This window comes from Nitrospira sp. MA-1 (assembly GCA_032139905.1).
Lineage (GTDB): Bacteria > Nitrospirota > Nitrospiria > Nitrospirales > UBA8639 > Nitrospira_E.
The window spans coordinates 671,974-684,429 of the sequence record JAQJDB010000006.1 but is presented as its reverse complement, the minus strand read 5'-3'; the positions used below and the strand labels follow the sequence as shown (position 1 = coordinate 684,429).

Sequence of the window (12,456 nt, the reverse complement as noted above, 5' to 3'; positions counted from 1 at the left end):
TAAATTTTCAAACCATCCGAATTCGCAGTTCTTTTCAAGTGTTCTACCTGGTACCACCTCCTTTGTATTTCTACAGAAATTGAGTTATTTTTCCTGCCTGATAATCCCGGAACAAGTCTCAGTTTTCCATAAGTCCATACTGGTTATTTGATAGAAAATGATGAATATCTTTCTTCCGGCTTAGTACAGCAAAACTTCTGCCACCTTTGTCATCTCCACGATTATTTCTCTAGATTCCTTCGATCCGAGTATGTTTTGTGAAATCAGTGTTCGAATCTAGTAGATAGGAAGCCAGATGTTTTTCTAAAGTCGAAAAAATCTTTGACAGAATAGGGTACCCAATCGTTCCAGGGCTAAAAAACAAGGAACAACTTCCAACAGGTGAGACAATATATTTCTGACTTAGACAAATTTTCCGACGATGAGGAAATCCTCTTTACCTGGTATTCCGAGTCAGATGATTAATTCTTTAACTATTTAAAGAATTTCAAATCATTTCTAAATCTTTCCGTTGAATATTTCTGGATGACGGTCTTTTCTACTCCTAATTCCAATTATGGGGAATTCATAATAACTTTATGGCCCGGGAGTCCCGACAGCAATTTGGGCTAAATTGAGCGTCTATTCGCCCACCTTGGAGGATTTATTTGGTTTCTTCCCCCATAAAAGGTCGCGCCAACTCTGTGGGAAACAGGTGCGATTGGGGGAATAATATTTGAGGGAATCCAGAAGCACTTTCGACTGTGCACCATCTGGAATTTGACGAGTCAGAAATACAGCGCGAAAGCTCGTCGATTGCAACGAGTCCTTGGCTTGGCCAGTTACTTTACCTTTTAGCCATGGCTCCACGAACTCCCATGAAAAAGGGGGCGTCCTGAAAGAGACCGACTGGTTGGTCCTGTGGAGGTCAATGAAAGCTGTGTTGGGGTGGAAAGCTCGTGTGCCGAAATGACACACAATCATTAAAGCTTCCGCGGCCATTGCGGCAAAGATGAAAGAACAGGGATCCTCGAAAGAATCTCACTACTCCATATCTCCCATGTGTCTGGACCACATTTTCCACTTCATTTAGAAAGTGGGGTTAAACCCAGCCCCCCGCTCAAATGGATGGCTGGACAGGGTACGCTCCTCTCCTACCGTTGGTTTTCAACAAACGGTCACCGTCCTTTCCGATAGCCCGGACCCTGCTTACGTCCTGACGCCCGTGATCTATAGAACTACTGACCTCCTAAAGCGATGGACTCTTTGCGCGCTCCCAAATGTGGAGTAAGCAAGGCTCACTTACCATATACCCGGATGAGGTCACACATCACTTTTCAGCGTACGGCTCGGAAAAATGTGGGGAATTGCCGATCAGCTAAAGAAATGATGGATTACTGCCTCTGAAATACCCCTAACCATCTCCATACATTTTTCGGCTAGGAACTTCTCAGCTCACCCAATTGGCTTTTGCTCTCCACTCCTAATTTCCACAAGCACCGCACTTGTACCGACAAGTATCCAAAACAGATAGGAATGGCTCCCGCCGAAGCTGTCCTCAAAAAAAATACGAATGGAAAATCCAAGAACCATCAGAAATACTCCCATCTGTAACCACCGATGTGCGGAAGTTTTAGCTTTTGTCCATTCCTCATAAATGGCCGATCCCACTTTGGCGAGCAACCAAAGAAACAAGGCCAGCCCTGGTAATCCCGTCCCCGTGACCACCATGAGATACCAGTTATGCGGTTTTTCCGGAATATCAGGAATTCCTAGATTCATTGCTTCCAAGTCAACAATATTTTGCCCATGACGTTTTTCTAAAATAGGTACGCCATAACCGACTCCAACAATGGGATGGTTCAAAACATCTGAAACACTAAGATTCCATACCGCTAACCGAGCCTTAATAGTCCAGGAATTGAAGGTTTCACGATGTAGCCCCAATTGACTAAGGACGACTCCAATTGAAAGGAATACCGCTATTCCTATGATCAGCAATCGGAGCGTATGCCGTTTATGAACTAGATATCCTCCGACAATTATTTGCGCCAGGGCTGCTAACCAGACACCACGACTATAGGAAAGCAGGAGGGCCAAGAAAGAGAGGAGTATGCCACAGACCAACATCACCCGTTTCCATGGATGAGTCACCGCTAAAAATCCCGTGATAAACAGAGGAAAAACCATCAACACATTGGTACTCAACCAGGTAAAGTCTGCACCGTCTATTTTTGGAAAACCCGCACGAATTGTGCGATCTAAAAGATTCCCTCCTCGGTCAAAAAAATCCAGAAGGGAATAGGTGTAACAAGCAATGGCCCCCAAGAGGACGACGGGGAGAACTTTTTTTAATAAATAATCATTTCGTTGTTCCTGCACAATCAAACAGGTTCCATAGAAAACCGCAAACTGTGCCACAACTTTTTGCCATTCCCGTAGACTGATCATAGGATCAATTGAAAAAGGAATCGTAAACGCAACCCAGGATACAAAACAGATAAACGGGATAAGGAGTGAGACATGAATCCAGAAAGGCTTTCGCTCCCATAAACAAAGGAGGATTGCCATACCCAGAAGAGGGAAAAAGAAATATTCTTGAATATGAAATAGTCTGGGAGAGAATCCTAAAAGAATGACCGCACAAAGGGCCCACCCCAGGGCAACCCAAAGATCGGAGCTGGAGAAAACCTTTGAAGAGGGGTTGTTACCGACTTGTCCCACGTCTAAGTGGATGCTCATTGTTTCAATTCATTTGAGACAAGCAGTCTGGCAGAAGGTACGCTTTTAAGCCAACCCTCAATAGTCATTCAGCTGTGGGCAAAAACATTTGAAACTCTGTTGCCCCATACGCAGACAAACCGGCTACCCGAATTTAAGGAATCGATATGGATGCTAACCATCACGCTGTCCCCCTACTACGACGCACCTCTTGAATCAAATCCAAGACTCTTCGCATTGAACACGAATATTGGCTATAGACCACGGGAAATCAGGTCATGAATATGAATCATGCCGACGACTTTTTCCTGTCGATCAAGGACGGGTAACACGGAGATGGGCTTTTCCCGTTTTTCCATAAATTGAAGAACCTTGACGGCTTTTTCATCCTGATATACCCAACTGGGCTTTGGATTCATGACCGTGGCAATGGTGAGAGCAAAAATGTTTTGCCCCCCTTCCAGCACCCGACGAATATCAAAGTCGGTGATCAATCCCAATAAACGATCTTCCTCATCCAGCACAGACACTGCGCCAGCACGTTTACTCGTCATTTCACACAACATGAATTGAATCGTATGAGAAAGACGAATTACCGCATTTCCCTCACCTGTTCGCATCAGATCCCCAACGTTCAAAAGCAGTCGTTTACCCAATTGTCCACCAGGGTGAAACATGGCAAAGTCGGCTGGCTGAAAGTTTCGCAATTTCATCAAGGCCATGGCCAACGCATCCCCTAAGACCAAGGCTGCAGTGGTGCTGCACGTAGGAGCCATATTGAGCGGACAAGCTTCTTCTTGAATGGGCGTCACAAGAACAAGATCACTCCCGCGTGCCAGGGTGGAATTTACCTGCGCGGTAATGGCAATAATTCGTGCGCCCATTTTTCGAATAAACGGAAGTAGTGCTAGCAATTCTTCGCTTTCGCCTGACTTTCCTACCGCAATCACGATATCTTCTTTTGCCACAATCCCAATGTCCCCATGCAACCCCTCCGAGCCATGTAAAAACACCGCAGGCGTGCCGGTGGATACCATCGTAGCCGAAATTTTGTTCGCTATCAGGCCGGATTTCCCTACCCCCGTAAGAATCACTTTTCCCTGACAGGATTGCAACATCTTTATCGCCTCCTCGAAAGGAAGACCTATGCTCTCCTCAAGGTGCGCAATGGCTTGACCTTCCAGCCTGATCACCCGGCGAATTTCTTGAAGAATATCCATAAGGATCTGACCTCGTGATCTCTAGAAAAACAGGCTATGCTGGCAAAAAACTTTCAAGGTAAAACAATCATTAGCTAAATCAGCACCGAATGGTTCAGCCTTAAGGCGCGAGGTGTGTCCCACTCCTGAGGAGTACCTTCGCTATACTGAGACCCCAACCAAGGAATTTCCCATGACGCACAGTAAAGGAGGAATGGAATCGGTGATAGGAGGAACCTTTGCCACTTTTGGGATTAGACCTCTTTACCTAGAAGAACGTCTAAGCCATTTCAAGTGTATCAATACACAAAATCGTAATATGGGTCAAGTTGAGATAGAGCTAACTTTCCTGGCTTAGATCATGACACCACCTCTTCCTTTAAGGGCTATTATCTCCTTTGCCGAACCTGGTACAAAGAAGGAAACCGAGACATATCGAAAGGCCTACACAGGGTATGAAAATCCCCAACTTATCATCTGCCACGACTCAAGAAATTTCCAGAATGTATAATGTGTTGGACTATGATGGGCTTGGCCCGGTCTATTGTGACGAAGGTGGAGACGCGTTTTGGGAGGATCGCCGAGGTCCCTGCAAGAAACTGGGGATCGCGATTGCGAGAGCCCTCCGCACCCGTTTGCCTGCTATGGGGCGAAGTTTATATGTGGGTGCAGGAGTCCCGGAGATTCCCGTTTTGCTCATGGAACGGCTGGAATTAAATCGAACGGTATGTCCCTATAATCTTCGACAAGCAGAAGTGGATATTCTCAACCAAGCCGGGGGTGAAAACGGAATCCATTTTTACTGCGGGTCGGCAGAGACGGCGACAGGCAAGGTTGATCATCTTTGGATTGTCAGCGTTCTGAATGACCCGGAAGAATTCCCCAATCTGTCAGTCCTTTTTTCTTACGGCCGTGCGGACCCTCTGGCCTTTGACCTATCGGCCTTTTCACACGAACGGGAAACAGGAGTTCGCTTATTTGCCAATTGCATGGCCAAACTTACCCTGCCAGGGTTGCTCACGACCTCGGTTGAAGAAATGCCCTGGGTTGAACACTGGTGCCACTTACATGGTATTCCCTATCAAGTGGAGGATCGGACCTATCCAACTGCCTTAGTAGGCGATCCTGTGTGTTTTATACGGATTGGATGAAGACACCTCATTTACTTAATACTCACGCGGGATAAAGGAAAAAACCAGGGCTGACATGAAACCGATTCCCCTTGGATTGATTGGCGTAGGACGACACGGCTCCCGTTACCTTCATCATTTGCTCTCCATCGAGACGGGAGGAAAATTGATTGCCATCAGCCGAAAAAACATGGAAGAAGGCATTCGACTCGCCACAGAATACCCTCTCCGCTTTTACCCGAACTATCACGATCTCTTAGCCGATCCGGCTATTCAGGCCGTTCTGATCGTGACCCCTCCCTCACTCCATCTTCCCATTGCATTAGAAGCCATTCAACATGGCAAAGCGGTTCTTCTGGAAAAACCCCTCGCTCTGAACCAAATCCAGAGCAGCCAAATCGTTGAGGCCGCCACCAAAGCTAAAGTCCCTGTAATGACTGCTCAGACTCTGCGGTATGAGCCAGCGATACGCCAATTGCAAGCCTTCGCCTCATCCTTAGGCCAATGGCAATATCTTGTTTGCACCATGCGATTCGAATCCCGCTCAGCATTGCCGGGAAAAAACCCGTCATGGATCAATTATGGGGCCCTCATGGAGTTTGGGATTCACTTGCTGGATCTGGTCCGTGTCCTCACTCAGGATGAGATCCATTCGGTCTCGGCTGACATTAGTCGGCCTGGGGCCGATGACCCCGAAAATCGGGCTTTCATTAAACTGGTTACGCAAAAAGGACTTCCCTGTTACCTCGATATTTCACGCGTAAGCCAGGGACGAGTCACCCGCGCAGAAATTATGGGGTCATATGGCCAAGCATTCGCCGATTGGACGACCAACATCGTTCGAAAAATTTCCAGGGGCAGCGAGATATTAGACCATTCCTGCCCTCCCAGTGCCACGTTAATTGAAGTACTTCGAGACTTTTGTCAGGCGATTCGAACTGGAGGACCGATGCCCGTTACTGCGGAAGATGGGTTACGAGCAGTCGAACTTGCCGATGCGTGTTACCGATCAGCACAAACCGGGAAACCCGTTTTCCTCAATTAATTTCTGTATCTTCATGGCCGACTTCCCGGCATTTGTGCTCTCCACAGCTCATAGGCGTCATGGATTGATGATCCTTTCCTATGATAGGCTACGTCGGCTTCGCCAAAGATTTTCTCAATTAATTCCCAATCTTGCCGGGAAACATTATAACGTTGAAAGAGTTCAGTAAGAGCTGGCTTTTCCCACATTTGTATTTTGTGGTTATAGTTCACGAGGGCATCTAACATTTTGGATGTCAACCCTCTCTGATAAATTGACTGTAAAATCCCTGCACCTTCCTTATCAAAACGCTGCTCAACCGCCGCTATAAAATATTCGCTCAACTCTGAAGATTGGGATTTCACTAAAGCCGACTGCAATTGGATGAGACCATGAATCAGTTGATTGGCCTGGGAGGTCCCCTCAGGCGGAAGAACACTGGCATCCCCAAATGTGGCTAAGAGGGCCATGACGGACCCAACTAAGGCCGAACCATCTCCCTTTGAAGCAATATCCGGCGAAGGCTGGGGCGACGAGGCAATTTCGCTGTGAGCGAGAAATACATGACCCTGTAGCCGCTGTTTATAGATATCGGCGAAGGAAACGTTTACCTTCTCCTTCTGAAATGGCTCAAGGTTTTCAACTCCTGATGAAACTTCATTCTCCAAGCCTCCTTCACTTCTACTTTCACCAATCCCCCACACGAGCAGGACAGTCACCACGCCCCATACAGTCAGGGAGATCCACCACACTTTACGATTGCCGCCCTGGTAGATCAACGAACTCATGTCTTTCACCTGTCCTTTGATTCTATGAACCATTCGCTTTCCGCCTCCAGGTTTCAGCAAAACCGTGGTTAGGTTCATCCCTACCTCCAAGCTTCATTGTCGTGGCTCATTTGTGCACTACAGTCATTTCTGGGAACTGCATGTATTGTCATCACCAAGCAGGAGACCTTTTCCACAACTTCAACACACCTTCTTTCAAAAAGGCTCTTCCCACGCCCCAGTGCCCTATTTTCCTGTAGAGCCGGTAATTGCTGGCTTAGATAGTATTAAAAGCGATAATTAATTTTTGAGAAAATCCTGCACCCACAGCATTTCAATCCGGCATGATCGACTCTTGGAATACCTTCAACAAGGGGCCATGGAATCAAAGCCCCTGCGAAATTAGTTGAAGCATTCCAGATTACGACAGCTTGTAAAGTTTTACCGTCATGGTGAGACCTATTATTTCTCCAATCCCTATTTGCTCATATTGTTTACTCCCTCATCCCCAGGAATGGATGGAAGTTCCGGCTACAACGTAGCCTTTCATCGGTGACACTTCGTAAACTCACCTCCCGGGAATTTCAGGATCAAGACCTCCCTCCTCTTTCCGTTTCAGAGGAAAGGACTGTCCGGCGTTACTCACCGCCCGTCTTCTTCTCTTCTCCAGCTGATTTCATGGGAAAGCATGATCGCTATGGCTAAAATACGTGCAATATTTTGGCCCTCTAACATTGACCATTTTCCTAGCATTATGAGACATTCAGGCATCGAATTATTGGCTGACCCAATATTCCATTCATCAACGGTTATGATCGAAGGAGCACCGTTTCATGTCAAAAACCTTGAAAAAAAATAGCCTTGTCCTGACTGAGGGACCCGACCGTGCCCCCGCTCGTGCGATGCTCAGGGCCGTCGGCTTGACCGACGAAGACTTTACCAGGCCCCTTATCGCGATCGCCAATACCTGGTCTGAAATCACTCCTTGCAATTATCATCTCCGCGATCTCGCAGCAAGTGTGAAGCAAGGGATTCGTGAGGCGGGAGGGACCCCTATCGAATTCAACACGATCGTGGTCTCAGACGGCATCAGCATGGGGACGGAGGGCATGAAAGCCTCCTTGATTAGTCGGGAAGTAGTGGCAGACTCCATTGAATTAGTGGTTCGAGGACATCTGTTTGACGGAGTCATTGCCTTATCAGGTTGCGACAAAACCATTCCGGGATGCGTGATGGCCCTGGCCCGTCTGAATCTTCCATCAATCATGCTCTATGGAGGCTCCATCATGCCTGGAGAATTCCATGGAAAACCTGTGTCGATCCAGGATGTCTTTGAAGCCGTCGGATCACACGCCAAAGGGAAAGTGACAACGGAGGAGCTGATTGAATTAGAACGCCGAGCCTGTCCAGGAGCCGGCGCGTGCGGTGGTCAATTTACGGCGAATACCATGTCAATTGCGTTTGAGTTTTTAGGAATTTCCCCAATGGGATTCAATGGCGTGCCAGCCCTCGACCCCAAAAAGCACCAAGTGGCCAAGGAATGCGGAAAAATCCTGATCAATCTCCTGAAAAATGATCTTCGCCCCAGGGATATTATTACTCGCTCCGCATTGGAAAACGCCATCGCGGCAATCGCCACTACCGGTGGATCCACCAATGGCGTTCTCCATCTTTTAGCCCTGGCACATGAAATGTCACTCCCATTAAATATTGATGATTTTGATACTATTAACCGCCAAGTCCCGCTCCTGGCTGACCTGAAACCAGGGGGTCAGTTCATGGCAGCCGATCTCTATCAAGCAGGAGGAACCCCGTTGGTGGCAAAGTGGCTTTTGGAATCTGGCCATCTCCATGGGGACCAAATGACTGTCACAGGACGAACCTTAGCTGAAGAAGCTTTCTCAGCCAAGGAAACTCCCGGTCAAAAAGTTCTCTTTTCCCCTTCTCATCCAATTAAACCAACGGGAGGGCTTGTGATACTGAAAGGCAATCTTGCCCCGGAAGGTTGTGTCGTCAAGGTAGCGGGGCATGCCAAATTAGCCCACCATGGACCCGCCAAAGTCTTCGATTGCGAAGAGGATGCGTTTCAGGCAGTCCAAAAAGGCAAAATCGTGCCAGGAGACGTGGTCGTTATCCGCTATGAAGGACCACAAGGAGGACCAGGGATGCGGGAGATGTTAGGCGTGACGAGTGCTATTGTTGGGGCAGGGTTAGGCGAATCAGTCGCCCTTTTGACGGACGGACGGTTTTCAGGAGCCACCTTTGGCTTCATGGCTGGACACGTCGCCCCAGAGGCCGCGAAAGGCGGACCAATTGCGGCAGTTCAAAACGGAGACCTGATTAATATAGACATTACTGCACGACGTTTGGATGTTGAACTATCAGATCAAGACATTCAATCCCGTCTGGCAAAATGGAATCCACCGGCACCACGATATACAACCGGCGTGCTAGCCAAATATGCCAAGATGGTTTCCTCCGCATCTCTGGGAGCCGTGACTTCCTAACGATTCTCCTCAAGAGGGATGCGATTCTCCAGAGAGATGCGATTATTTTTTGAGGGGAATGTTCATTTTCTTTTGGGCAATTTGGACTGATTGAAAGGCCTTGTCCTTTTGCCCGAGTGCCGCTTCTTCTTCCACTTTTTCAAGGAAATCCTGTGGTCCGTGGACTGGGGCATACGTAAGGGTCACCACCACATCCATGGAAGGCGCATCCTTTGGGGTGGGAAACGTAAAGACCTCTACCCGCATTTCTTCAGGCTTAAGAAGGGTATCGTGTAAAACCTTTTTTGCCTCAAAATCAAAGACCGTCTCCTTTCCCTCCGTATTGCCAAACGTGCGCTCATAAAACCGTTGTTCGTTATAAACCTTTTTGAGATTTTTTCCAAAAATAGAAAGATCAACGACCACCCGAGACCACCCAGGATGCGGCAAAGGCAAATTATGTGGGACCAGGCTCTGAATATTGACCTGGACTTGAGAAGTTTCGGCGGAGGCTTCAGTCGAAAAGTCCAAGGTAACAGCATCCGCACGGACCTTTCCGAACCTACCAGGGAAGCTGTGATTGGCGACCTTCCTGACCTTCTCTCCATTTGCAGATTCATCAACTGCCTCTGGCATATGACAGGTTTGACAGGGTTTCCCACTGGTTTCAGCGTTAGTTTTTTCCCAAGATCCTAGCCAACCAGGGAGGTCCTTGGCAGAGTCCGTGATCTTTGGAAGGGAATCGTGACAGGTCACGCAGAATTTAGACTCTCGATAGAGTTCCAGCTTCTGTGATTGATGTGCCAAATTCTCAGCGGCTTTATCATATCCTCCAAAAATTGTTGTTCCCAATTGGAATGTTGGCGTTGGAGGATGCGAATTCATGTCTACATCCTGAATAAGATGGCATTGCGGACATCCGACTCCATCCATCCGTGGATCCTTTGATTGAACCTCTTTAATAAAATGAGGCAGATGGTCGCCATATTCAAGAATGTGCGGAGCGTGACAACGAAAACACATTGCATGGTCTTTTTTATCGGATGAAGCGAGAAATTTGTCCAGGGTGACCCGGAAAGCGGCAGTCACAATAGAACGCGATTGAGCCGAAGCTTCCCATTCATCAAAGACTCGAAGATGACAACGTTTACATTTTTCAGAATTGGGAAATGATTTTTCTATTGGTTTTTTGTTTAAAGACGATTCACTTGCCACAGAGGCCTGAGGAGGCATCGCCAGCAGAAAACATCCCAACAACAACAATATCCCCCCCCTCATAACTTCACCCCCGGGTGTTCTCTCTTTGTAGCTTTTGGTCATCAGACAATCCTTTTATGTTTTCCAACAAACAATCTGCAAGTTTTGACTGTCTATAAACTCATGGTGCGAAACGTGAGGAGCCGCGGGGAAGAATAATCTTTAATAATCCGTTCTGCCGTTTCCCGTTCTTTATCGGTGGCCAGGCCTTCGATGAATTTCGTGGAAAGAGCCTTAGATGGCTCGGGAATGAGAGAATAACTCACTGCAGCCTCAATCAGGGTAACCTCTGTACCTTGGGGAACTTTCAATGTAAATGGAATATGCCTGGTTGTACCTCCATTGACAAATGGTCTGGGGATCGGACCGCGAAGCAGTTCCTCAAATGTTCGGCCAAAGCGTTCCTGATATTGGTCGATAACCTGTCCATCTGAATTTTTGAGCGTAATCGTGACATAAAATTGCTTCAATACTGGATCGCCACCGGGAAATGTATGAGGCAAGGCACCATTCCGTAGCAGGACCTCTCCCTCAACCTGTCCATTAACCTTTTTAGCTTCAATATCCACCCTTGAAAACCATTCGGCCTGTAAATTCCTATTACTCAGCATAATCCCAGGAATCACAATACCTTGAAACCAATGCCTTCCGATTGGACGAGTGAGGGCTCCACGTTGAGAGGTTGAACTCCCCGTAGAACGCTCCATATGACAATCCTGACAAATCGTGCCTTTCAGAATTTCCCCAGGGATATCAGGCCGAGTGACGTCCTTAACTTTATCAAAATGGCAGGATGCGCAGTAATGTGCTCCTCGATAAATATCCGCCTGCGCAGAGGGATGCACGAGATTCTCATCTGGTTCGGCGTATGGTCCGTAAAGAATCGCCCCTGATTCAATTTTGAAAGTGGGATGTCCATAGGCATTTTCTTGAATCCCCGTAATGAGATGACAGGCACTACAGCTAATGCCTTCAATTTTACCCCGCTTTCCTCCCTTCATCACTTGATCAATAATCCGATCAGTGTGCTGTGGGAACACGGTCACCGCGGGAGCATGACAAGAAAGGCAACGAGTACGTTGTTCCTGATCGGGATCGGTTTGAAGCCACAGGCCCAAGACAGTTTTGAACACCGGTGAGGTGAGAGCTGTCCCATGGAGAAGAGCTCCATCCACCCGGCCAAAGGTCTTCAAATCCATGGTCTGCTCACGCATCCCCTTCCACTCTTCATAATGCCGGTCATGACATTGTTTGCATTGTTCAGAAGGGATAAAAACCTGCTCAATTTCCTCAATCCAGGATTCATCTCCCTCACCAATAACTGAGCTAGGCTGTTGACCAAGCCCGACTCCAGACAAACAGAAAATCCCCAATAGGGCCGTTAAAATCCATCGGTTGTGCAAGGGTACAATTTTCAACAACCGAAAATTTTTGCTAAACAGATTTTCCATGCAAATGGGTTAATCCTGAAGAATTCGTACAAAATGGAAATTAAGCCCGCCGGTAACCCCTTGATTCTCTGGATCTGCAGGTTCATAGGTGGCGACAGTAAAATTCTTTGTGGGGAGGGTCTGTTCCAAGGCCGTTCCCAAATCTACAAGGGTTTTGATTTCATACTTATCAACTTCCTTAATGATCGCTTTCACCTTTATTCCTGATAATTCGGCAGGAGACCCTCCTATGACGGCATACACTACAACCCCTTCAGCTTTAGTCAATCCAAGAATTTTCTTGATTTCCTCGTCTACTTCCCCCACATCAATTCCAAATTGTTCGGCCAATATCATGGCTTTTTCTTCGGTCATATTCTCATTTGGAAGCTGCCCAAATGTCTTTGCTTGGAGGGCAATCAATCCAAACCACAGGCACAAAATACTTAAGAAAATTCGCATT

Annotated in this window: 9 protein-coding genes; 3 read left to right on the top strand and 6 right to left on the bottom strand. The window is 47.4% G+C overall.

All coding sequences use genetic code 11. From position 1 onward, the window contains the following. Window positions 1-1,434 precede the first annotated feature (1,434 nt). Window positions 1,435-2,721, bottom strand: coding sequence for an O-antigen ligase family protein (locus PJI16_10530; GenBank protein ID MDT3777993.1), 1,287 nt, complete (start codon window positions 2,719-2,721; stop codon window positions 1,435-1,437). Window positions 2,722-2,954: 233 nt separating this feature from the next. Continuing rightward, complete coding sequence (locus tag PJI16_10525) at window positions 2,955-3,920, bottom strand: KpsF/GutQ family sugar-phosphate isomerase (GenBank protein ID MDT3777992.1); 966 nt, start codon at window positions 3,918-3,920, stop codon at window positions 2,955-2,957. 482 nt (window positions 3,921-4,402) lie between these two features. Here PJI16_10525 and PJI16_10520 point away from each other — a divergent pair, with 482 nt between their 5' ends. Both PJI16_10520 and PJI16_10515 read left to right on the top strand, forming a co-directional pair. Further along, window positions 4,403-5,050 (top strand): hypothetical protein, encoded by a 648-nt coding sequence (locus tag PJI16_10520; GenBank protein MDT3777991.1) that lies wholly within the window; start codon window positions 4,403-4,405, stop codon window positions 5,048-5,050. Window positions 5,051-5,105: 55 nt separating this feature from the next. Further along, window positions 5,106-6,074 (top strand): Gfo/Idh/MocA family oxidoreductase, encoded by a 969-nt coding sequence (locus PJI16_10515; protein ID MDT3777990.1) that lies wholly within the window; start codon window positions 5,106-5,108, stop codon window positions 6,072-6,074. Between the two features lie 11 nt (window positions 6,075-6,085). Here the strand turns inward: PJI16_10515 and PJI16_10510 are convergent, their stop codons facing one another. After that, window positions 6,086-6,919, bottom strand: a complete 834-nt coding sequence (locus PJI16_10510; protein ID MDT3777989.1) for a hypothetical protein — start codon at window positions 6,917-6,919, stop codon at window positions 6,086-6,088. 734 nt (window positions 6,920-7,653) lie between these two features. Between PJI16_10510 and ilvD the strand changes: the two genes are divergently transcribed. After that, window positions 7,654-9,327: a dihydroxy-acid dehydratase gene (gene ilvD, locus PJI16_10505; protein ID MDT3777988.1), complete on the top strand. Its 1,674-nt coding sequence runs from the start codon at window positions 7,654-7,656 to the stop codon at window positions 9,325-9,327. A 42-nt stretch (window positions 9,328-9,369) separates the two neighbouring features. Here the strand turns inward: ilvD and PJI16_10500 are convergent, their stop codons facing one another. From PJI16_10500 to PJI16_10490, 3 genes are all read right to left on the bottom strand, one after another. Next, window positions 9,370-10,584 carry a multiheme c-type cytochrome gene (locus PJI16_10500; GenBank protein ID MDT3777987.1) on the bottom strand — a complete coding sequence of 405 codons (1,215 nt, stop codon included), beginning with the start codon at window positions 10,582-10,584 and terminating at the stop codon, window positions 9,370-9,372. Between the two features lie 92 nt (window positions 10,585-10,676). Beyond that, the gene (locus PJI16_10495; protein ID MDT3777986.1) at window positions 10,677-12,014 is read right to left on the bottom strand and encodes a multiheme c-type cytochrome; all 1,338 of its coding nucleotides are present in this window, start codon (window positions 12,012-12,014) and stop codon (window positions 10,677-10,679) included. Between the two features lie 9 nt (window positions 12,015-12,023). After that, entirely contained in the window at window positions 12,024-12,455 is a 432-nt protein-coding gene (locus PJI16_10490; GenBank protein MDT3777985.1) for a PDZ domain-containing protein, read from the bottom strand. Window position 12,456 lies beyond the last annotated feature (1 nt).